The organism is Nocardiopsis dassonvillei subsp. dassonvillei DSM 43111 (assembly GCF_000092985.1).
Lineage (GTDB): Bacteria > Actinomycetota > Actinomycetes > Streptosporangiales > Streptosporangiaceae > Nocardiopsis > Nocardiopsis dassonvillei.
Window position 1 is genome coordinate 51,394 of the sequence record NC_014211.1, and the last position, 21,174, is coordinate 72,567.

Here is a 21,174-nt window from a genome sequence, read left to right on the forward strand (position 1 = left end):
GGAGGGGGGGTCGGGGAAGGGAGTGCGGACGCGCCGGGGCGTCAGCCGGTGCCTTCGGGGTGAGGCCGCCGCGCCGCGGCACGGGTCAGCGTGTCGGGGCGTCGGCCCGCCGGTAGGGGGAGGCCCCCTCGGCGGAGGGGCCGGGCTGGGGCGGCGCGGGTGGTGCGGACGGCGCGGGCGGTGCGGGGCGCTCCTCGGCCGGGGACGCGGCGGCCCTGCCGTGCCTGGCCGTCTCGGACCCGGCGTGCCTGGCCGTCCGGGACTCACCCGACCCGGCCGACCCGCCCGACTCGGCCTCGCGCGCCCCCGCGAGCATGTTGGCGGTGATCCACTCGTAGACCACGATCCAGGCGGAGCTCATGGAGGAGGACCAGGTCGGCGAGACCTCGCTGACCGCGCGCACCAGGGCACGGCCCACGTAGGGGTAGTGCTCGGGCTTGATGTCCATGTCCCGCTTGTGCTGGGCGCCCAGCCGCCTCAGGTACCCGGCGACCTCCTCGGGCTCGTCGAGGTAGCGGACGACCTCCAGCAGGGCGAAGGCCATGCGCTCCTTCTGCGTCTGCATGTTCGCGGGGAACATGTCGCGGACGGCGGGCGCCATCTCGAACAGGTTCTGGTAGAAGCGGTCGGCCAGACGGGTGGAGCCGGGCGGTAACGCGGAGCACGACTGCCGGACCGCCTCGATGACGGCGGGGGCGGGGAGCGGTACCTCTTCGATGGAGCGGGGAGACAAGGAAGCCTCCAATCAGGTCGCGGAAAGGGCTGTGCCACGGGGGTGCACGTACCACCGTGGTGACGGAGCGTAGTCATGCCGGGGGTGCGGACACGCGTTCCCCACTGGTTCGCCGACCGAGGGGACACGTGCGGGCTCCACGCGCGCGGAGCCGGACGACCGGACGCGCGCGGGAGGGCCTCAGCTCACCGCTGGCCCGGCGGAGTCCCGGGGAACGGATGGGCCGCCCCGGCGGCCGGTTCCGCCCTTCGGGTACTCCCAGCCTCCGGCGCTCCTGACGGGGCCGTGTGCGCGGGCTGGGGCGAAGGGGACGGACGTAGCGCTCCTTCGGCAGTAGCGGGGGTGTCGGGAACCCTCATCGCTGCCTCGTCTTCTTCCGGATTCAGTACACATCCAAGGTTCGGATAGCGCTGAATGCCACGTGAGGGGTGAGCGACGACCGTTTCAACGTTCGCTACCCCCTTTACTGTGCCTGTTGTGGCAATGTAACAGAAATGTCGACGTTTGAGGATATTACCCTCTGGTAGCGCATGAGGCCACAGTGCTACCTGAGTTATCAGTGACAACTTTCGTCCTTCGTGTGACAGACGGCCTCCGTGCACCGTCCGGAGGGAGCGCGTCAACCGATCGGTTGACGCCGCGATCCACCGATCCCGTGGCCGGGCGGGCGATCCGCGGCGCACCCGCCGCGGGCGATGCTCGGGACATGCCGATCATCGACGTCAGGAACCTGCACAAGCGCTACGGGGAGAAGGTCGTCGTCGACGACGTGTCCTTCTCCGTCGAGGAGGGTGAGATCTTCGGGATCCTCGGCTCCAACGGGGCCGGGAAGACCACCACGGTCGAGTGCGTCGCGGGGATGCGCCCCACCGACGCGGGGTCGATCACCGTGCTCGGCCAAGACCCGAGGCGGGAGCGGGACGGGGTCCGCCAGCGCCTCGGCATCCAGCTCCAGGAGGCGCGGCTGCCCGACCGGATCAGGGTCGGGGAGGCCCTCGACCTCTACGCCTCCTTCTACCGCTCCCCGGCCGACACCGGTCAGCTCATGGAGAGGCTGGGCATCGCCGACAAGCGCGACACCCAGTACCGCAGGCTGTCCGGGGGACAGAAGCAGAGGGTGTCCATCGCCCTGGCCCTCGTGGGCCGACCCGCGGTGACCATCCTCGACGAGCTGACCACGGGACTGGACCCCCAGGCGCGCAGGGACACCTGGGACCTCATCGAGGACGTGCGCGAATCCGGGGTCACGGTCGTGCTCGTCACCCACTTCATGGACGAGGCCGAGCGGCTCTGCGACCGGCTCGCGCTGATCGACTCGGGCCGCGTCGCCGCCCTGGACACCCCGGACGGGCTCGTCACGCGGGCCAGCCCGGAGCAGCGGGTGACCTTCCGCGCGCCCCCCGGGTTCGACGAGCAGCTGCTCACCGCGCGGCCCGAGGTGGTCTCCGCGCACCGCAGGGGACGCCAGGTCCGGGTGGCCGGGCGGGACGACCTGCTCCACGCCGTGACCTCCGTCCTGGCCCGCGAGCACGTCGTCGCCGAGGACCTGCGCGTGGAGCGCTCCAGCCTGGACGACGCGTTCGTCGTCCTGACCGGAAGGGCCCTCGAATCATGAGCACCGACACCAGGAGGAGAGCCACCGTGTCCACCCTGCTGCGCGTCACCGCGACCGAGGCCCGGCTGCTGACGCGCGAGCCCGTGGCGGTCAGCGTCGGCATCCTGCTGCCCACCGCGCTCCTGCTCGGGCTCGGCGCCCTGCCGACGCTGCGGGAGCCCTCCCCGGAGTTCGGCGGCCTGCGCTTCGTCGACACCTGGGCTCCCATGGCCCTGATCCTCGGCATGGGGATCCTGTGCGTCCAGCACCTGCCGACCACCCTGGCCGCCTACCGGGAGCGGGGCGTCCTGCGCCGGATGTCGACCACGCCGATGCACCCCGGAACGCTCCTGAGCGCGCAGATCATCGTGGTCTCCGCCGCGGCGGCCGTCTCCGCCGCGCTCCTGGTGCTGTCCTCCTGGCTGGTCCTGGACGTCGAGCCGCCGAGCCGGCCGCTGCTGTTCACCGCCGCGTTCGCCGTCGGGACCGCCTCGCTCATCGCGCTGGGGGTCCTCATCGCCGCCGTGGCGCCCAGCGCGGGCGCGGCCAACGGCCTGTCGATGACGCTGTACATGCTCCTGCTGCTCCTGGGCGGGGTCTTCCTGCCGCAGAACGCCCTGCCCGACCTCCTGGTGCGCGCGGGGGAGTTCGCGCCGCCCGGCGCCCGGCTCCTGCTGGAGAGCTGGTCGGGCGGAGCCGGGGACGCGGGGCTGCCGCAACTCGCCCAACTGGCGATAATGGCGGGGATCGCCGTGGCGGCCGCGGCGCTGGCGGCCCGACTGTTCCGATGGGAGTGAGCGGCGGATGAGCCGACGGAGCACCGGGGCGGACGCCGTGCGGGACTGGGACCGGTGGTGGGACGGGTTCCTCGCCGCCGCCCCCTGGGCCCTGCTGCTGCCCTCGGCGGCGCTGGTCCTGTCCCGGCCCGTGGCGGACTGGACCGAGCACGCGGTCACCGTCGGCCTGACCGCGCTCACCGCCGCCTGGGTGCTCCTCGGGTACACGCCGCCGTGGCGGGACGGCCGACCGCTGCCCGCCGGGATCCACTTCGCGGTGCTCCTCGCGCTGGCCTCGGCGCTGATGGCGCACGACACCCTGTTCATGATGTTCACGGTCTCGCTGTTCTTCCGCGCGATGGCGCTGCCCCGGCGGCTGACCCTCGTCGGGATCGCGGCCACCGCGGTCGCGCTGTACACGAACACGATGGGATTCCCCGGAACGGACACGGAGCGGCCGTTCCTGGAGCACCTGTTCGTCTACGTCGGCGTGATCACCATCCAGACCGTGGCCGTCGGCGGAGGGCTCGTGATCGCGTCCAAGGCGGCCGAACAGCACCGGGAGCGCCGGGTGACGGTGGCCAGGCTGGAGGCGGCCCTGGAGGAGAACGCCGGGCTGCACGCGCAGCTCCTCACCCAGGCCCGGGAGGCCGGGGTGTTGGACGAGCGCCAGCGGATGGCACGGGAGATCCACGACACCCTGGCCCAGGGGCTCGCCGGGATCGTGACGCAGATCCAGGCGGCGCAGCGGGTGTGGGAGGACCCCGGGGCGGCGCGTCCGCACGCGGACCGCGCGCTCGGCCTGGCGCGGGAGAGCCTGGCCGAGGCCCGGCGCTCCGTGCAGGCCCTGCGCCCCGGGCAGCTGGCGGAGAGCCAGCTGCCCGAGGCCCTGGGCGAACTCACCCGCCGCTGGGCGGAGGAGCACGGCGTCCGTCCCGACCTCGACGTCACCGGCGAACGCGTCGCACTGAGCCCGGCGATCGAGGTGGTCCTCTTCCGGGTGGCCCAGGAGGCGCTCACCAACGTCGCCAGGCACGCCGACGCCTCGCGCGTGGGCGTGACCCTGTCCTACTCCGACGACGTCGTCCTGCTCGACGTGCGCGACGACGGCAGGGGCATCACGGGACACAACCAGCACGGGTTCGGGCTCAGCAGCATGCGCCAGCGCGTGCGCGGGATCGGAGGAGCGTTGGAGATCGAGAGCGGCGAGGGGGAGGGCACCGCCGTCAGCGCCACGGTGCCCGCGATTCCGGTGGGGGCGGCGTGATCCGGGTCCTGATCGCCGACGACCACCCGGTCGTGCGCGACGGCCTGCGCGGAGCCTTCACCGCGCAGGACGACATCGAGGTGGTCGGCGAGGCCGCCAACGGCCGCGAGGCGGTCGAACTGGTCGGACGGCTGGCCGTGGACGTGGTGCTGATGGACCTGCGCATACCGGTCCTGTCCGGCGTCGGGGCGATCGCCGTCCTGTCCCGGGAGCGGCCGGACGTGCGCGTCCTCGTCCTCACCACCTTCGACAGCGAGAGCGACGTGCTCCCGGCGATCGAGGCCGGGGCCACCGGCTACCTGCTCAAGGACGCCTCCCCCGACGAACTCCTGCGCGGGGTGCGCGCGGTGCACCGGGGGGAGTCGGTCCTGGCGCCGACCGCGGTCCGGCACCTGATGGGTCAGGTCCGCAGACCCGCCGGTCAGAGCCTGAGCGACCGCGAACTGCAGGTGCTGGGGCTCGTCGCCGACGGCGCGTCCAACCGGGCCGCGGCGGCGCGGTTGTTCATCAGCGAGGCGAGCATCAAGACCCACCTCCAGCACGTGTACAACAAGCTCGGCGTGCGCGACCGGGCCGCTGCGGTCGCCGAGGCGTACCGGCGCGGCCTCCTGGGGTAGTCCCCGGTTCCCGGTCCCCGGTCCGCTGCTTTCGTCTCCGATTACCCCGGAGGGTGATTAGTCAGATACTCTCCGCTTGTGTCCGGGGTGGTGACCCCGGGCCGTACGAGCGGGAAGTAGGCGCGATGGACGCGTTTGGACATGGCGGGGACCCGGGGCCACGGGACGGTTTCGGGGGGCGGCGGGGGATGGACGCGCGTCCCGGTGCCGAGCCGGACGCGCCGGACCCGCGGGGCGGGCCCGACCGGCTGCGGTTCGCGTTCCGACTGGTCGACGGTGCGGACGAGTACGGGCTGGTGTTCTCCTTCGCCCGCCTCGGCGGCGCGGCGGGAGGGGGCGCGGAGGCCCACCAGGCGGTCTGGTACGTGGCCGACCGGAGCGCACGCGTGCACGGCGGCGAGTCGTGGGTGGACCAGGGGTGCGTCGACGCCGTCCGCGCCCTCGTCGGGGCCGACCGGGTCACCGACCCGCGGGTGCGCCGTGCGCTCCTGGACACCCTCTCCCAGGGGCGCCTGCCCGAACCCGACCGCCTGCTCCCGCGCGCGGCGCGGTGGCGGGAGGCGCCCCTGGACCTGGACGCCGGGGACGTGGTGCTCGTGCGTGGGGACGGGCACGGCGGTCTCCTCGTCGAGGCGCGGGGGGAGGAGTCCGGTTTCCGGCTGCGGCTGTCCCCGCCCGGGGACGGAGGCCGACCGCGCGAGCACGTCGGCACGGCCCGCGCCTCCACGGACGCGGCCGGGGCCGCGAGCCCCGAGGCCCCCGTCCTGGAGGCCCCCGTCCTGGAGGCCGCGAGCCTGGAGGCCGCGGGGGTCCTCCACTTCCGGGGCCGATCCGCGCGGGTCACGGGCCGGGGCTGGCACGAGCGCGCGTTCGGCGGGGACATCCTCCCCGCGCGGGACGGCCGCGACGCCTCCTGGTCCCGTGCCCGCGTCCGCCTGGACAACGGATGGGAGCTGGCCGTCCACCGCACCGGCGGGGCCGACGCCCCGGACGGGACCCCGGCCGCGTGCGGGGCGACGGCCGTGCTGTCCTCCCCGGACGGGGAGCGCGTCGAGGCGCCCGCGACCCTGCGCGGCCTGCGCCCCTGGACGTCCCTGACCACCCTCAACACCTATCCCACGGCCTGCGACGTGGAGGTCCCGCTCCTGGACCTGCGGCTCCGGACCACGGCGTGGTTCCCGCGCCAGGAGGCGGTCTCGGTCACCGCCCCCTCCGGGAGGCTGGAGGCCCACGCCGACGCCGAGGGCACGATGGGCGGCCGCCCGGTCCGCGGCCACGGACTGTGGGAGGTCTTCCCCGACAACCGGATCGAGGACTTCGAGCGCCACGTCACCCGCATCCGCGCGGTCACCCGCCAGGAGATCGACCGCCTCTACCCGGCGGAGCCGGACGCGCGCTCCCTGACGGAGCTGGCCGGGACCGAGCACCGGCCCGAACGTCTCGACGGCGCGGTGCTGGAGGACCTGCACGCGTCGCTCGTGGGCCCGGTCCGGCACACCACCGCGGGCCTGGGCAGGAGCTGGCGCTCCTACGTCTCGATGGCGGCCATCGAGCTGTTCGGCGTCGACAGCGAGCCCTACCGGCCCCTGGTGGCAGCCGCCGAGCTCCTGCACACCGGCAGCCTCATCGTCGACGACGTCGAGGACCGCTCACCGCTGCGGCGGGGCCGACCCGCGGCCCACGTCGTCTTCGGCGAGGCGGTCGCCGTCAACGCGGGCACGGCGGCCTACTTCGCGCTGGACCGCGTCCTGAACCGGGTCCTGCCCGACGACGCGGCCCTGAGGCTGCGCGTCTACCAGGTCTACCTACGGGTGCTGCGGGCCGGACACGGCGGACAGGCGATCGACATCGCGGGCCACCGGGCCGCGATGGACGAGGCCGTGGAGACGGGCGACGCCGAGGCGCTCCTGCGGCGGGTGCGCTCGGGCCACTGGCTCAAGACCGCGGCGCCCGTGCGGGGGCTGGCCGAGATCGGCGCGCTCGTCGCCGGCGCCCGGGAGGAGCAGTTCCGGGCGCTGGGCGAGTACTTCGACGCCGTGGGGCTGGCCTACCAGATCTCCGACGACGTCATGGACCTGCGCGGCCTCACCGCGCCCGCCGAGGGCGGCGGGCGCTCGGCGACCAAGCACACCGCCGAGGACCTGCGCGCGGGCAAGGTCACGATGCCGCTGGCCCACGCCGTGGCCCTGCTGCCGCCCCGCCGGGTGCGCGAGCTCTGGTACGCGGTGCGCGACGGCGACGCCGACGAGGCGACCGTGGCCGCCGCCGCGGCGTCCCTGGAGGAGTGCGGCGCGGTCGCCGCCTGCACCGGGGAGGCCCGGGACCTGGTCGAGCGGACGTGGAAGCCCCTGCGGGACCTCGTGCCCTGCACCTGGGCCTCCGTCATGATGGGCGCCCTCGGCGCCTACGCCGCCCGCAGGGAACGCGAGTAGTAGCGGCGACCCCCTTCCCCCTCCCTCACGAGTGAGCAGACCGATGTCACACGCACCCACCCCCACACCGGCGCTGCGGGTCCGCGGCGTCCACAAGTCCTACGGCCGCCACCACGTGCTGCGCGGCGCCGAACTCGAACTCCCCGAGGCCTGCCTGGCCGGACTGGTCGGGGAGAACGGCTCCGGCAAGTCCACCCTGCTGCGCATCCTCTCGGGCGTCCTCGCCCCCGACCGCGGCACCGTCGAGCACCCCGGCAGCCTGGGCTACTGCCCCCAGCACACGGTGCTGAACCCGGCCTTCACCGTCTCCCAGCACCTGCGCCTCTTCCAGGTCGCGCACGACCTGCCCGACCTGTCCCGCGCCCGCGAACTCCTCGACGTCCTCGGGTTCGCCGAGTACCTCCACCACCGGGTCTCCACGCTCAGCGGCGGCACCCGCCAGAAGCTCAACCTCACCCTCGCGCTGATGCACGACCCGCACCTGCTGCTCCTGGACGAGCCCTACCAGGGGTTCGACTGGGACACCTACGAGCGGTTCTGGCGGCTGGCGGCCGACCTGCGGGACCGGGGCCGCTCCGTGCTGGTGGTCTCGCACATCGCCTTCGACACGGTGCGCTTCGACCGCCTGTGGCGGCTGGAGGGCGGGCGTCTGGTGGAGGGGGCGTCCTCGTCGGCGCCCTCGGCCCCCGCGGCGGCGGAGGGCCGGTGATGCGCCGCGCCTGGACCCGTTACGCCACCGCCACCCGCATGGCCCTGCTGGAGCACCTGCGCAACCGGCTGGCGCTGGTCCTGGTGGTGCTCTTCATCCCCGTCTGGATCACCCTGGTCTACCTGGTGATCGCCGACGCCGACGTGCGGTTCCTCCTGCGCGCCACCGGGGAGGCCGTCACCGTGCACGGCAACCACGTCAGCAAGATCTCCGGCGCCGTCAACGCCGTCACGCTGATCGTCGGGTTCATGATGTTCATCGTCACCTACCGCTCCTTCGGGTTCGACCAGCGGCTGGCGATGGCCGGGTACCCGCGCCTGCACCTGCTCGCGGCCAAGCTCACGGCGCTGGTCACGGCCTCGGCGCTGGTCTGCGCCTACGCGGTGGCGGTGATCTGCTGGTACTGGGTCCCCGAACAGCCGTTCATGCTGTGGCTCTCCCTGCTGGGGTCCGCGCTGGCCTTCGGCGGGATCGGGGTGATGCTGGCGGCCCTGCTCCGGGGGGAGCTGGAGGGCATGTTCTGCATCGTCATGCTGTCCATCATCGACATGGGGCTGCAGAACCCGGTGGCCAACCCGTCCTCGGACAGCGACGTCGTGCGCTACCTGCCCACCTACGGCACCATGCAGACCGGGGTCGCCGCGGGCTTCCAGGACACGGTGCCGCTCGCGTACCTGCTGCTGGGGCCGGCGTGGTTCCTGGCCACGGTGGCGGTGGCGGGGGCGGCGTTCCGCCTGCGCACCCGGGACCGCAGCCGCGCCTTCGTCCGCCCGCGTGCCCTCCGGTCGCGCCCGGTCCGTGCGGACTGAGCGACGGCGCCGCGCCCGCCGGACCCCGGACGGCGGCGCGGCGCGGGGGCGGGGTTCTCCTCGCGCCGGAAAAGACGGGAAAGGGATTGCGAAGCGCCGTGAAAAACCCGGAGGAGGGTTTTATCTGCGGTGCGAATTGCGTTCCCGGGGGCGGTCGGGCGCTTTTTCCCGAACCTTCTGGCGGGGGCGCGACAAGCCCCTCTGGACAGGCGTTCCGTCCTGATCCGGCGGGCTGTTCCGGTCCTCTTCCCGGCGGGGCCCGCGGAGCTTTTACGGGAATACCCAACGGCGTTTTCTGGTTGGAACGGACAACAGGAGTGCGGGCCGGTGGTGAGGGCCCGCCGCAACGCCGCTCCGGTGCCCGAGACGGCGGGCGGGGGCGGAGGCCGTGGGGAGGAGCGGTGCAGCACACCGAACACATGCCGTACGAGGAGGTCCCGGCCGACGCCGAGTTCGGCGCGATGACCCCGGAGGCGCTCGCCTCCCTCGAACGCTTCGGCCGGGAGGTCTCCGCGGCCGCGCGCCGGGCCCTGCGGGCGCACGCCGAGGCGGGGGAGACCGCGTCCGCCGCCCGCGCGTGGAACGTCCTGGCCTCGGCCGACGGGGACTACTCCGTACGCGAGGCGGCGCACGTCCTCAACCGCGACCCCGCCATCTCCACCGGGCAGCGCCGCCTGTTCGCCTTCATCCGCGCCAGCGGAATGGTCTCCCCGGACGACGACGTGCCCAGGGCCCGGCACGAACGCCACCTGCGCCTGCGGCCCACGTCCTACGACCACCCCCGCACGGGCAGGCGCGTGCCGGGGAGACCGCAGCTGCGGGTCACCGCCGAGGGTCTGCGGTACCTCCACCGGAGGCTGGCCGGACACGCGTCCCCGGCCCTGGACGAGGCGGCGTAGGGCCCGCGGGGCGCACGCCGCGTCCGCCACCGCCCGCGGGCACGGTGCGGAACGCGCCCGGCGGCGCGCGCCAGAACCCTCGCGCGTGCTCCCGGGCCCCCGGCGCGCGCCGGGGGCCCTCGCGCGTCAGGACAGGCGCAGGTCCACGCGGGCGGTCCCTGCCGGAACCGACACCAGGGTGCCGTCGTCGGTCACGGTGACCTCCGCCCCGGTGCCATCGGTCTCGGCCCCGCCAGTGCCGACCAGCAGCACCCGCCACCCGTGGGCCGGAGCGGCCCCGGCCTCCACGGTGACCCCGCCCCCCGAGCGCTCGGTCCGGAAGACCGCGGCGGCCGAGCCGTCGGCGGACGGCACGACCGTGGTGGTCGCCGTGGCCGCCTCCCCGGCACCGTACACGCGCAGGGTCAGCCCGTCCGTGTAGTCGTAGTCGGGCCGGTCGTCCACCGCGCCGACCGGCAGGACCGCGTTCGGCCGCACCAGCAGGGGCAGGGAGTCGAACCCGTGGGTCTCGCGGCGCCAGACCGGGCCCCGCACCGTCTCGCCCGTGATCAGGTGGGTCCACACGCCCTCGGGGACGTAGTACTCCACGGAGCCGTCCGCGCTCAGCACCGGGGCGACCAGCAGGTCCTCACCCAGCATGTACTGCGTGTCCAGGTGGTGGCAGGTCGGGTCGTCGGGGAACTCCAGCAGCATCGCGCGCATCACGGGCGTCCCCTCCCGGTGGGCCTGCACGGCCGCGCCGAACAGGTAGGGCATGAGCGCGCACTTGAGCCGGGTGAACACGCGGGCCACCTCGGTGGACTCCTCGTCGAAGTCCCACGGCACCCGGTAGGAGCGGCTGCCGTGCAGCCTGCTGTGCGAGGAGAGCAGGCCGAACGCGAGCCAGCGCTTGAACACCGCGGCGTCGGGGGTGCCCTCGAAGCCGCCGATGTCGTGGCTCCAGAACCCGAACCCCGACAGCCCCAGGGACAGGCCGCCGCGCAGGCTCTCCGCCATCGCCTCGAACGTCGAGGCGCAGTCGCCGCCCCAGTGCACCGGGAAGCTCTGCCCGCCCGCCGTGGCCGAGCGCGCGAACAGGACGGCCTCGCCCTCACCGCGCTCGCGCTTCAGCAGGTCGAACACCGTCTCGTTGTACAGGTGCGTGTAGTAGTTGTGCATGGCCTGCGGGTCGGAGCCGTCCGACCACACCACGTCGGTCGGCACCCGCTCGCCGAAGTCGGTCTTGAAGCAGTCCACACCCATGTCGAGCAGGACCTTGAGCTTTCCGGCGTACCACGCGCGGGCGTCGGCGGACGTGAAGTCCACCAGCGCCATCCCCGCCTGCCACATGTCCCACTGCCACACGGTCCCGTCCGGCCGCCGGACCAGGTGCCCCAGCCGGGAGCCCTCCTCGAACAGCGCCGACCGCTGGGCGATGTAGGGGTTGATCCACACGCAGGTCCGCAGCCCGCGCCCCTTGAGCCGGGAGAGCATGCCCACGGGATCGGGGAACAGCTCCGGGTCCCACTCGAAGTCGCACCAGTGGAACTCGCGCATCCAGAAGCAGTCGAAGTGGAACACGCTGAGCGGCACGCCCCGCTCCGCCATGCCGTCGATGAAGCGGTTGACCGTGTCCTCGTCGTAGGAGGTGGTGAACGACGTGGACAGCCACAGCCCGAACGACCACCGCGGCGGCAGCGCGGGGCGGCCGGTGAGCGCGGTGTACCGGGCCAGGATCTCCTTGGGGCTCTCCCCGTGGATCACGTAGTAGGTCAGGGCGTGGTCCTCCACGCTGAACTGCACGCGGCCCACCGACTCCGAGCCGACCTCGAACGACACCGGCCCCGAGTGCGCCACGAACACCCCGTAGCCCCGGTTGGTCAGGTAGAACGGCACGTTCTTGTAGGCCTGCTCGCTGCTCGTGCCGCCGTCGGCCTGCCAGATGTCCACGGTCTGGCCGTTGCGCGTGAACGGCGTGAACCGCTCGCCCATGCCGTACACCAGCTCGCGGATCCCCAGCGACAGCTGCCCGAGCATGTGGTGGGAGCCGTCCGCGTCCTCCATGAACGCGGTGCCCTTGGCGTCGGAGCCGGTCAGCACGGCGCCGCCCGCGCGGAACTCCATCCGCCAGGGGCCCTCGGTGGCCACCCGCAGCGACAGCTCCCCGCTGGTCAGCTCCACCGAGGAGCCGTCCCGCGCCACCGAGGGGGCGGCGCCGGGGTCGCTGCGCACGTCGAACTCCGGCGCGCGCCGGACCGAGCCCGCCAGGTGCGTGCTCCGCACACCGATCACACCGGGCGCGGGCGACCAGCAGTCCACCGTGATCAGCGGTGTGTTGAGCGTGTCCCCCCGGTGCCCGATCGGGCGCACCGGGGCGTAGAGGGTGAACCGGTCGTCGTGCACCCGCACGTCGCGGGCCTCGCGCGCGCGGTTGGCGCGCACGCCCTCCCTCATCTGCCAGAAGCCGTCGGTGAACTTCATGGGCGTCCCTTCCCTGTCGTCGTGGTCTCGGTTCGCCGGTGGTGCGGGCGGCGGGTCACTTGATCGACCCCCCGGAGATCCCGGCCGCCACGTATTTCTGCGCGACGACCAGGAGCACCGCCGCGGGGATCGAGGAGAGGACGGCCACGGCCATGACGGCGCCCCAGTCGCCGACGTGCGCGCCGATGTACTCGTAGATGCCGAGCGTCACGGGCTTGACCGCGTCGGTCGTGTTCAGCGTCAGCGCGAACAGGAAGTCCGACCACGCGAACAGGAAGGTGAACAGGCTGCCCGTGATCAGCGCGTTGCGGCTCATCGGCAGCACGATCGAGACCAGCACGCGCAGGCGTCCGCCGCCGTCGAGCATCCCGGCCTCCAGCACCTCCTCGGGGATGGACACCATGAACGCGCGCAGCAGGACGATCGTGAAGGGGATGCCCAGGGACGCGTCGGCCAGGATCAGCCCGAGGTAGGAGTTGACCAGATCCAGTTCGACGTAGGCGTTGTACAGCGCGTTGGCCACGACGATGCCCGGGACCATCTGGGTGATCAGGGTGGCGAACACGACCGTCTCCGCGCCGCGCAGCCGGAACCGGGCCAGGGCGTAGGCCGCCGGGGCGGCCACCGCCAGGCAGACCGCGACCGCGCCGAGCGCCACCAGGATCGAGGTGAGCAGGTTGCCCGCCTGCGACTCCCAGGCCCGCTGGAAGTTGCCGAGGTCGAGCGTGCGCGGGAACCACCGCAGCTCCACCATCGCGGCGCCCGGTTGCAGCGCCGTGTTGACCATCCAGTACAGCGGGAACAGCAGCACGGCCAGGACCAGGACGCCGAACACCGCGCTCACGGCGTCGCCCCGCGCCCTGCGCGTCACGCGCGGGCGCCGGGGCCGCGCGGCGGCCGGTGCCCCGCCGCTCCGGGACGGGCCCGCCGGGGATGGGGCGGTGCTCTCGGGTGCGGCGCTCATCGGGTGACACCTCCACGGTTGGCGCGCAGGTAGATGACCGCGAACACCATGCTGACGAGGATCAGGACGTTGCCGACCACGGCCCCCTGGCCGAAGTCGAGCTGGAGGAAGGACAGCTGGTAGGTGAGGGTGCCCAGGGTCTCCGTGGAGTGCGCCGGACCGCCGTTGGTCAGCGCCAGGATCAGGTCCAGGATCTTCACGGTCGACATGAAGCCCAGCACCAGCACCACGGTCACGACGGGCCGCAGCAGGGGCAGGGTCACCCCGAAGAAGGTGCGCAGCGGGCCCGCGCCGTCGAGCACGGCCGCCTCGCGCAGCTCCGCGGGGATCTCCTGGAGCCCGCCGTAGAGGATCACCATGTTGAAGGGGATGCCGATCCAGATGTTGACCAGCACCACCGACAGCAGCGCGAAGTCGGGGCTGCTCAGCCAGGGCACGGCCGACGACGTGATCTGGAGCGCCTGGAGCGACTCGTTCAGCACGCCGGTCTCCTGGTCCAGGACCCGGCGCCAGACGGTGCCGGCCACCACCATCGGGATCAGCCACGGCAGCAGGAGCAGGGACCGCATGATCCCCGACAGCGGGAAGCGGCGGCTGAAGAAGACCGCCAGCGCCATGCCGATGCAGAACTGCCCCGCCAGCGATCCCAGCGTGAACAGCAGGGTGTGCCACAGGGACGCGCCGAACAGCTCGTTGGCGAAGACCGCCCGCCAGTTCTCCAGCCCGTTGAACGGCGCCTCCCCCGTGAAGTACGTGGAGAAGGTGTAGTCCTGGAAGCTCATCGCCACGTTGCGGACCAGCGGGTACCCGAAGAACAGCAGCATGTACAGCAGCGCCGGGGCGACGAACAGCCACTTGGTGAGGTTCTGGCGCCCGCGCGCCGCGGTCGCCGTCCTCGCCGTCGCCGTGGGCCTCGTCCCCGTCGCCGTCATGACCGGGCCTCCAGCTCCGCCTCGACCCGCGCCTGGGCGCGTTCCATGGCCTCCCGCGGGCTCGCCTCGCCGGTGAGCGCCGCCTGGAGCGCGGTGCCGATGGCCTGGGAGTAGGCGTTCCACTCGGTGCCGGCGTGCTCGGTCCGGCTGCGCGCCGTGCGCACCTGGTCCACGAACGGGGCCAGTTCCGGGACCAGGTCGCGGTACTGCTCGGCCGCCCCGGTGTCCACGGGCACGTTGCTGCCCTTGGTGGACCAGTCCAGCTGCGCCTCGGCCGTGGTCAGGCAGGCCACGAGTTCGGCGGCCACGCGCTCGCGGTCGGGGTCCTCGGCGTTGACCGGCACGGTGAAGGTGGTCCCGCCGATCGGAGCCACCGAGGTGTCCCCGGCCTCGGGCACGGGGATCTCCGCCACGGCCCACTCCAGGTCGGGGTGCTCCTGGAGGACCGGCAGCTGCCAGGGGCCGTTCACCATCATGGCCGCGTTGCCCGCGATGAACTGGTCGTTGACGTCGGCCTGGGTCCAGTTGACCACCGAGGGGGAGACCGATCCCGCCTCGACCAGCGAGGTGACGTACTCCAGTGCCTCCACCGACTCCGGTGAGGCCAGCTCCCTCTCGTCGCCGCCGTTGGACCACAGCCACGGCAGGAACTGGTAGACGCCGTCCTCGGTGGCCAGGGCGCTGATCGCCAGGCCGTAGCGCCCGCCCCCGGTCAGCTCGGCGGCGGCCTCCTCCAGCTCCGCCCAGGTCCGGGGCGGGTCGATGCCCGCCTCCTCCAGGGCGGCCGCGTTGTAGAAGAGGCCGAGGGAGTTCACCGACCGGGCGGCGCCGTAGTACACGCCCTCGTAGCTGCCGATGGACAGCGCGCCCTCGGACAGGCCGTCCGTGGGTATGCCGAGTTCCTCCAGCGGTACCAGGCCCCCGGCCGCCGCGAACTGCGGCAGGTCCGAGCCGTCGAGGTTGAGCACGTCGGGGAGCGAGTCGGAGGAGGCCATCCGCAGGGCCTTGGGCACGAGCTGGTCGGCGGGCACGCTGATGTGGCGCACCTCCACGCCCACCTGTTCCCCGCAGGCGTCCATCGCCTCCTGGTCCCAGGTGTGGTAGGGCTCGTCGGTGCTGGAGTCCATGATGGTGTACACGCTCGGGTCGCGTTCGGCCGCGCAGCCGACTCCGGTCAGGGCGAGCGCCGCGGCGCAGACGGCCGCCGACGCCGTTCGTAGCGGGCGGTGCGGGTGTCGGTACAGGTGTTCGCGCATGTCGGGGGGCCTTCTCGGCGGGGGCGGGTGTCAACGCGCCGGTCGCGTCGGGGGCTGGCGCCGCCGGGGTCGCGACCGGCCGTCGGGTCCGGCGAGCGGGTCGCCGGGGCCGGGGGGTCAGGGCGGGGGAGCGGCTACCGTCCCCCCGGGGGTGATCTCGGGCGGGATGAGTTCGCGCCGTCCTCCCGGGAGCGGCGGGCTGCCGCGCGCGGCCTCGGCGGCCAGCCGGGTCACGGCGGCCGACATCCGCTCGACGGGCAGCTCGACCCGGGTCACGTCCAGTCCCGCGAGGTCCTCGGGGAAGCTGCCGATGGCCACCAGGGAGACGTCCCCGGGCACGTCGGTGCCGCGCGCTGCGAGGTGGCGCAGGACCCCGGGCACGGCGGCGGGGTGCTGGAGGGCGAGCGCGGTGGGCGGGCGGTCCCCGTCGAGGAGCGCGTCCAGCCGCCGGTACAGTTCGGCGGGGTCCTTCGCCGAGGGCAGGACGCGCACGGGGACGCCGAGTTCGGCGGCGGCGCGTTCGGCCCCGCGCAGACCGCGCACGGAGTAGCTGCGGCCCGAGGCGATGTCCTCCTCCACAGTCGACACGAAGCACAGGTCGCGGTGCCCGGTCCCGTGCAGCAGGCGCAGCGAGGCGACCGCGGCCTCCTCCCAGTCGAGGTCGGCCCAGGGCGCGGCGTCCTCGTCGGAGGGGCGGCCGAGGACCACCACGGGGAACCCCAGCGCGTCCATCGCGCCGATGCGGGGGTCCTCCATCTCCACGCCCATGATCACCGCGACGTCGGCGAGCCTGCTGCGCGCGGCGCGCTCCAGCCCGTACGCCCCGGCGTCGTCGTCGCGCACGGTCAGGAGCAGCAGGTCGTAGCCCAGCTCCCCGGCGGCGCGGCTCAGCCCGTACATGAACCGCCCGCCGACCGGCAGGTAGCCGGGCGAGGCCAGCGGCAGGGCCAGCGCGATCACGCGGGTGCGGGCGCTGCGCAGGGAGCGCGCACCCGCGTTGGGGTGGTAGCCCAGTTCGTCGATGGCCGTCCGCACCGCGGACCGGGTCCGTTCGGAGACGCGGCGGGAGCCGCTGAGCACGTAGGACACCGTGCTCGGGGCCACGCCCGCCGCCGCGGCGACGTCCTTGATGGTCACCATCGCGGCCTCCCTCCCCCCGCACACCTTTGTCGAAGCGCTTCGACAGCCCGCCGCGCGGATCCGTCGAATCGATTCGATGAACGGGCACCATGGTAGGAACCACACCCCCGTGTGACAACCCCCTCATCGGAGGATCCTCGCGGAGTCCGGGGCCGGGCCGCCTCGCCCCGGACCGCCGTGCGCCGAACCGGCGGCGCCCCCGTTTGCCGCGCGCCCGTGCGGTCAGGAGCGGGGGAAGGCGGACGAGGGGAGAACGCCATGGGACGCGGAGTCGCGCGCAAGCTGATCGACGCGCACCTGGTCGAGGGGGAGATGGCGCCCGGGGAGGTCATCGGGCTCTCCGTCGACCAGACCCTCACCCAGGACGCCACCGGCACCCTGGTCATGCAGGAGCTGGAGGCCCTCGGACTGGACCGCACCCGGGCCCGGGTCAGCGTGCAGTACGTGGACCACAACCTGCTCCAGACCGACGAGAAGAACGCGGAGGACCACGCGTTCCTGCACTCGGCGGCGCGCCGGTACGGTCTGTGGTACTCCAAGCCCGGCAACGGCGTCTCCCACCCCACGCACATGCAGCGCTTCGGGGTGCCCGGCGCGACGATGGTCGGCTCGGACTCCCACACCTGCGCCGCCGGATCGCTGGGCATGCTGGCGGTCGGCGTCGGCGGCCTGGAGGTGGCCATGGCCATCGCCGGGCGCCCGCTGCGCGTCCGGGCGCCGCTGATCTGGGGCGTGCGCCTGACCGGGGAGCTGCCCCCGTGGACCTCGGCCAAGGACGTCATCCTGGAGATGCTGCGGCGGCACGGGGTCAAGGGCGGGCTCAACCGGATCATCGAGTACCACGGTCCCGGAGTCGCCGCGCTCACCGCCATGGACCGCCACGTCATCGCGAACATGGGCGCCGAGCTGGGCGCCACCACCACGGTCTTCCCCTCCGACGGCGCGGTGCGCGACTTCCTGCGCGCCGAGGGCCGTGAGGACGACTTCACCGAGCTGCTGCCCGACGACGACGCCGACTACGACGTGACCGACGAGATCGACCTGTCCGGGGTGGAGCCGCTCATCGCCCGGCCCTCCTCGCCCGGCGACGTCGTCCCGGTCCGCGAGGTGGCGGGCACCGACGTCAGCCAGGTCGTCATCGGCTCCTCCGCCAACCCGGGACTGCGCGACTACGCGGTCGCCGCCGCCATGGTCAGGGGCCGCCAGACCGACAGCGCGGTCAGCTTCGACGTCAACCCGTCCTCACGCCAGATCCTCTCCGACCTGACCCGCACGGGAGCGACCCTCGACCTCATCCAGGCCGGGGCCCGCATCCACCAGGCCGGATGCCTGGGCTGCATCGGCATGGGCCAGGCGCCCGCCGTCGGCCGCAACTCGCTGCGCACCTTCCCGCGCAACTTCCCCGGCCGCTCGGGCACGGTGGAGGACGCGGTGTGGCTGTGCTCCCCGGAGACGGCCGCCGCCTCCGCGCTCACCGGAGTCATCACCGACCCGCGCGACCTGGCGAGGGAGCTGGGCCTGGACCATCCCGACCTGCGTCCGCCGGAGCGGGCGGCGGTCAACACCGCGATGCTGGTCCCGCCGCTGCCGCCGGAGGAGGCCGCGCGGGTCGAACTCGTCAAGGGGCCCAACATCTCCGCGCTGCCGGACTTCCCGCCCCTGCCCGACCGGATCGAGGCGCCGGTGCTGCTCAAGGTCGGCGACGACGTCTCCACCGACGAGATCTCCCCGGCGGGCGCCCGCGCGCTGCCCTTCCGCTCGAACGTGCCCCGGCTCGCCGAGTTCACCTTCACCCGTATCGACGAGGACTACCCCCGCCGGGCGAGGGAGGCGGGCCGCGAGAGGGGCCACATCGTGGTCGGAGGGGAGAACTACGGGCAGGGCTCCTCCCGCGAGCACGCGGCGATCACCCCCCGCTACCTGGGCCTGCGGGCGGTGATCGCCAAGTCCTTCGCCCGCATCCACTGGCAGAACCTCGCCAACTTCGGTGTGCTGGCCCTGCGGTTCACCGAACCCGGCGACTACGACCGCGTCGGCTCCGGCGACGTCCTCGTCCTGGACGGCCTGGAGGAGGCCCTGACCTCCGGCTCGGAGCTGACCGCGCGCAACACGACGAGGGACGAGGAGTACCGGCTGGACCACCAGCTCTCCCCGGCGCAGGCCGAGGCGGTGCTGGCGGGCGGCCGGATCCCGCTGCTGGCCCGGGAGCTGGACTGACCTGCCCGCCGCCCGGGCCCGACGCCGGGACTCCCCTCAGGAGGCGGTGTCGGAGGAGCGCTGCCTCTCCGGCTCGGCGGCGCTCGGCGCGGTCGGCTCCGCGCTCTCCTCCGGGACCGCGGGGGCGGTGCGGCGCTCGACGAGGTGGGCGCGCAGCGACCAGACCACGGCGCCGATCCACGCCGCCCACACGAGCACGTAGACGGCCGTCTGGGCCGCCGGGGGAAGGGTCAGCCACTCGGTGCCGAGCAGCGTCCGGGTGTTGGTCAGCACGATCAGCCCGCCGACCAGCGAACCGAGGATGCGGGGCGGGATGTAGCGCACGATCCAGGCGGCGATCGGCGCCGCGATGATGCCGCTGATCAGCAGCGCGAGCACCCAGCCGACGTTGATCCCGGCCGCGCCCAGACCGACGAGGAAGCCGAGGCTGGCGGCGAGGGCGACGATGAACTCGCTGGTGTCGATGGTGCCGACGACCTTGCGCGGCTCCATGCGCCCGCTGGCCAGCAGGGCGGGGGTGCCGACCGGGCCCCAGCCGCCGCCTCCGGTGGCGTCGACGAACCCGCCCACCAGGCCGAGCGGGGTCAGGAAGCGCCTGCGCAGGGGCTTGTCCAGGTTCCGGGTCGGCGTGCCCCACGCGGTGAAGCGGATGAGGATGTAGAGGCCGAGCGCGAGCAGGATGCCGGACATGATCGGCGCGGCGGCCTCGGTGGACAGCCAGCTCAGGAAGGTCGCCCCGGCGAACGAGCCGATCGCGCCGGGCAGGGCGATGCGCCGGACGACCTTCCAGTCGACGTTGCCCAGCTTCCAGTGCGAGACGCCCGAGGCCAGCGTGGTGCCGATCTCGGCGAGGTGGACCGTGGCCGAGGCCGCGGCCGGGTTGGTGCCGAAGAGCAGGAGCAGGGTGGTGGAGGTGACGCCGTAGGCCATGCCGAGACTGCCGTCGACGAGCTGGGCGAAGAATCCCGCGATGGCGAGGAGGACGAGAGTGCGCATGTGGGCCTTCCGGTGGGGAGGGATACGCGGGGCGGTGGAGGTCGGCGCGGTGTCCGGCTCCGGACGGAGGGCTCGGATCGGTCCGCCGCGGGCGCCGGATCGGGCGCCGTGCTGGCGATGGAGGTAAATCTACCATGTTGGTAGGAATAGTGGCCAAGTAGATCGCCGGGTGTTTCCGAGGATTTTTCGGCGCCCGCCCGGGGCGGCTCCCGGATCCCGCGCGGCTCCAGGGGTGGCCGCAGAGGGTGTCCGGTGGCGTGCGCCACGAAACCATATTATTCCTACCAACTTAGTTGACTTTAGGGTTCGGCCGGTCCTACCTTCGTGTCACTCGCCGCGAACGGCCCGCGACCGGACGCGTGAGGTGACCGCCGCGCCTTCCCGCCCCGTGAGGAGCCCTGCCGTGACCACCACCACGGACCTGTCCCTTCGCCCCGTCGCCGGACGCATCGGCGCCGAGATCTCCGGCGTGCGCCTGGGCCCCGACCTGGACGGGGCCACCGTCGCCTCGATCCGGGCGGCCCTGCTCGCCCACAAGGTGGTCTTCTTCCGCGACCAGCGGCACCTGACCGACGAGACCCAGGCGGGCTTCGCCGCCCTGCTCGGCCCGCTCACCACCCCGCACCCCACCACGGGCGCGGCCTTCGGCGGCGACCACCACGTCCTGCCGATCGACTCCGAGCGGGGCAAGGCCAACAGCTGGCACACCGACGTCACCTTCGTCGACCGCCCGCCGCAGGCCAGCGTCCTGCGCGCCGTCCACCTGCCCCCGCGGGGCGGCGACACCGTCTGGGCCAACACGGCCACGGCCTACCAGGACCTGCCCCAGCCGCTCAAGGACCTCGCCGACGGCCTGCGCGCGGTCCACACCAACGACTACGACTACGCGGCGGTCGCCCCCGAACGCGAGCCCACCGGCGACCTCAGGAAGTACCGGGAGGCCTTCGTCTCCACCCTCTTCAAGACCGAGCACCCCGTGGTGCGCGTCCACCCCGAGACGGGCGAACGGGTCCTGTTCCTCGGCCACTTCGCCCAGCACTTCACCGGCCTGAGCAGCAAGGACTTCCACCACCTGTTCGACCTGCTCCAGCAGCGCGTCACCCGGGCCGAGAACACCGTCCGGTGGAGCTGGCGCGAGGGGGACGTGGCCGTGTGGGACAACCGCGCCACCCAGCACTACGCCGTGGCCGACTACGGGGACGAGCCCCGGCGCCTGCACCGCATCACCGTCGGCGGCGACCTCCCCAGGGGCGTGGACGGCCGCCCCAGCCGCTCCCTGACCGGCGACTCCAGCGGCTACACCCCCGCGGTCTGACCCGCGGCCCCGAACCTCCTTCTGCCCGCGGCGGGCCGGCGAGCCCGGCCCGCCGCCC

Annotated in this window: 17 protein-coding genes; 10 read left to right on the forward strand and 7 right to left on the reverse strand. The window is 73.4% G+C overall.

Annotated features, from left to right (window positions below; genetic code table 11):
• Positions 1-85: 85 nt before the first annotated feature.
• Positions 86-733: a globin domain-containing protein gene (locus tag NDAS_RS24290; protein WP_013155908.1), complete on the reverse strand. Its 648-nt coding sequence runs from the start codon at positions 731-733 to the stop codon at positions 86-88.
• A gap of 706 nt (positions 734-1,439) precedes the next feature.
• Between NDAS_RS24290 and NDAS_RS24295 the strand changes: the two genes are divergently transcribed.
• The 8 genes from NDAS_RS24295 (at position 1,440) to NDAS_RS24330 (ending at position 9,836) form a co-directional block, all read left to right on the forward strand.
• Positions 1,440-2,348: an ABC transporter ATP-binding protein gene (locus NDAS_RS24295; protein WP_013155909.1), complete on the forward strand. Its 909-nt coding sequence runs from the start codon at positions 1,440-1,442 to the stop codon at positions 2,346-2,348.
• Positions 2,345-3,124 (forward strand): ABC transporter permease, encoded by a 780-nt coding sequence (locus NDAS_RS24300; RefSeq protein ID WP_041553377.1) that lies wholly within the window; start codon positions 2,345-2,347, stop codon positions 3,122-3,124. Before NDAS_RS24295 ends, NDAS_RS24300 begins: the two co-directional genes overlap by 4 nt.
• A gap of 7 nt (positions 3,125-3,131) precedes the next feature.
• Positions 3,132-4,370 (forward strand): sensor histidine kinase, encoded by a 1,239-nt coding sequence (locus tag NDAS_RS24305; RefSeq protein WP_013155911.1) that lies wholly within the window; start codon positions 3,132-3,134, stop codon positions 4,368-4,370.
• Positions 4,367-4,987 (forward strand): response regulator transcription factor, encoded by a 621-nt coding sequence (locus NDAS_RS24310; RefSeq protein ID WP_013155912.1) that lies wholly within the window; start codon positions 4,367-4,369, stop codon positions 4,985-4,987. Before NDAS_RS24305 ends, NDAS_RS24310 begins: the two co-directional genes overlap by 4 nt.
• A gap of 188 nt (positions 4,988-5,175) precedes the next feature.
• Positions 5,176-7,419 (forward strand): polyprenyl synthetase family protein, encoded by a 2,244-nt coding sequence (locus tag NDAS_RS24315; RefSeq protein WP_232051622.1) that lies wholly within the window; start codon positions 5,176-5,178, stop codon positions 7,417-7,419.
• 43 nt (positions 7,420-7,462) lie between these two features.
• Positions 7,463-8,128: an ATP-binding cassette domain-containing protein gene (locus NDAS_RS24320; RefSeq protein WP_013155914.1), complete on the forward strand. Its 666-nt coding sequence runs from the start codon at positions 7,463-7,465 to the stop codon at positions 8,126-8,128.
• The gene (locus tag NDAS_RS24325; RefSeq protein WP_013155915.1) at positions 8,128-8,937 is read left to right on the forward strand and encodes a hypothetical protein; all 810 of its coding nucleotides are present in this window, start codon (positions 8,128-8,130) and stop codon (positions 8,935-8,937) included. The genes NDAS_RS24320 and NDAS_RS24325 overlap by 1 nt, the downstream gene beginning before the upstream one ends.
• A 401-nt stretch (positions 8,938-9,338) precedes the next feature.
• The gene (locus NDAS_RS24330; RefSeq protein ID WP_013155916.1) at positions 9,339-9,836 is read left to right on the forward strand and encodes a phage antirepressor KilAC domain-containing protein; all 498 of its coding nucleotides are present in this window, start codon (positions 9,339-9,341) and stop codon (positions 9,834-9,836) included.
• A gap of 126 nt (positions 9,837-9,962) precedes the next feature.
• On the opposite strand, the gene yicI is transcribed toward NDAS_RS24330, so the two are convergent.
• The 5 genes from yicI to NDAS_RS24355 form a co-directional block, all read right to left on the reverse strand.
• Positions 9,963-12,296 carry an alpha-xylosidase gene (yicI, locus tag NDAS_RS24335; protein WP_013155917.1) on the reverse strand — a complete coding sequence of 778 codons (2,334 nt, stop codon included), beginning with the start codon at positions 12,294-12,296 and terminating at the stop codon, positions 9,963-9,965.
• A 55-nt stretch (positions 12,297-12,351) separates the two neighbouring features.
• Positions 12,352-13,260 carry a carbohydrate ABC transporter permease gene (locus tag NDAS_RS24340; protein ID WP_013155918.1) on the reverse strand — a complete coding sequence of 303 codons (909 nt, stop codon included), beginning with the start codon at positions 13,258-13,260 and terminating at the stop codon, positions 12,352-12,354.
• Positions 13,257-14,192 carry a carbohydrate ABC transporter permease gene (locus tag NDAS_RS24345; protein WP_013155919.1) on the reverse strand — a complete coding sequence of 312 codons (936 nt, stop codon included), beginning with the start codon at positions 14,190-14,192 and terminating at the stop codon, positions 13,257-13,259. The genes NDAS_RS24340 and NDAS_RS24345 overlap by 4 nt, the downstream gene beginning before the upstream one ends.
• The gene (locus tag NDAS_RS24350) at positions 14,189-15,448 is read right to left on the reverse strand and encodes an ABC transporter substrate-binding protein (RefSeq protein WP_013155920.1); all 1,260 of its coding nucleotides are present in this window, start codon (positions 15,446-15,448) and stop codon (positions 14,189-14,191) included. The genes NDAS_RS24345 and NDAS_RS24350 overlap by 4 nt, the downstream gene beginning before the upstream one ends.
• A 117-nt stretch (positions 15,449-15,565) precedes the next feature.
• The gene (locus tag NDAS_RS24355) at positions 15,566-16,588 is read right to left on the reverse strand and encodes a LacI family DNA-binding transcriptional regulator (protein WP_013155921.1); all 1,023 of its coding nucleotides are present in this window, start codon (positions 16,586-16,588) and stop codon (positions 15,566-15,568) included.
• A 258-nt stretch (positions 16,589-16,846) separates the two neighbouring features.
• Between NDAS_RS24355 and NDAS_RS24360 the strand changes: the two genes are divergently transcribed.
• The gene (locus NDAS_RS24360) at positions 16,847-18,805 is read left to right on the forward strand and encodes an aconitate hydratase (protein ID WP_013155922.1); all 1,959 of its coding nucleotides are present in this window, start codon (positions 16,847-16,849) and stop codon (positions 18,803-18,805) included.
• 36 nt (positions 18,806-18,841) lie between these two features.
• Here NDAS_RS24360 and NDAS_RS24365 read toward each other — a convergent pair whose 3' ends face one another.
• Positions 18,842-19,801, reverse strand: coding sequence for a sulfite exporter TauE/SafE family protein (locus tag NDAS_RS24365; protein ID WP_013155923.1), 960 nt, complete (start codon positions 19,799-19,801; stop codon positions 18,842-18,844).
• A gap of 403 nt (positions 19,802-20,204) precedes the next feature.
• Between NDAS_RS24365 and NDAS_RS24370 the strand changes: the two genes are divergently transcribed.
• On the forward strand, positions 20,205-21,116 hold the full coding sequence (locus NDAS_RS24370) for a TauD/TfdA dioxygenase family protein (RefSeq protein ID WP_019609400.1): 912 nt from the start codon (positions 20,205-20,207) through the stop codon (positions 21,114-21,116).
• Positions 21,117-21,174: the final 58 nt, after the last annotated feature.

Excerpts from the sequence above, each read along its gene's own strand:
- NDAS_RS24295 (WP_013155909.1), top strand. The coding sequence starts at position 1,440 with ATGCCGATCATCGACGTCAGGAACCTGCACAAGCGCTACGGGGAGAAG.
- NDAS_RS24300 (WP_041553377.1), top strand. The coding sequence starts at position 2,345 with ATGAGCACCGACACCAGGAGGAGAGCCACCGTGTCCACCCTGCTGCGC.
- NDAS_RS24305 (WP_013155911.1), top strand. The coding sequence starts at position 3,132 with ATGAGCCGACGGAGCACCGGGGCGGACGCCGTGCGGGACTGGGACCGG.
- NDAS_RS24315 (WP_232051622.1), top strand. The coding sequence starts at position 5,176 with ATGGACGCGCGTCCCGGTGCCGAGCCGGACGCGCCGGACCCGCGGGGC.
- NDAS_RS24320 (WP_013155914.1), top strand. The coding sequence starts at position 7,463 with ATGTCACACGCACCCACCCCCACACCGGCGCTGCGGGTCCGCGGCGTC.
- NDAS_RS24325 (WP_013155915.1), top strand. The coding sequence starts at position 8,128 with ATGCGCCGCGCCTGGACCCGTTACGCCACCGCCACCCGCATGGCCCTG.
- yicI (WP_013155917.1), bottom strand. The coding sequence starts at position 12,296 with ATGAAGTTCACCGACGGCTTCTGGCAGATGAGGGAGGGCGTGCGCGCC.
- NDAS_RS24340 (WP_013155918.1), bottom strand. The coding sequence starts at position 13,260 with ATGAGCGCCGCACCCGAGAGCACCGCCCCATCCCCGGCGGGCCCGTCC.
- NDAS_RS24345 (WP_013155919.1), bottom strand. The coding sequence starts at position 14,192 with ATGACGGCGACGGGGACGAGGCCCACGGCGACGGCGAGGACGGCGACC.
- NDAS_RS24350 (WP_013155920.1), bottom strand. The coding sequence starts at position 15,448 with ATGCGCGAACACCTGTACCGACACCCGCACCGCCCGCTACGAACGGCG.
- NDAS_RS24355 (WP_013155921.1), bottom strand. The coding sequence starts at position 16,588 with ATGGTGACCATCAAGGACGTCGCCGCGGCGGCGGGCGTGGCCCCGAGC.
- NDAS_RS24360 (WP_013155922.1), top strand. The coding sequence starts at position 16,847 with ATGGGACGCGGAGTCGCGCGCAAGCTGATCGACGCGCACCTGGTCGAG.
- NDAS_RS24365 (WP_013155923.1), bottom strand. The coding sequence starts at position 19,801 with ATGCGCACTCTCGTCCTCCTCGCCATCGCGGGATTCTTCGCCCAGCTC.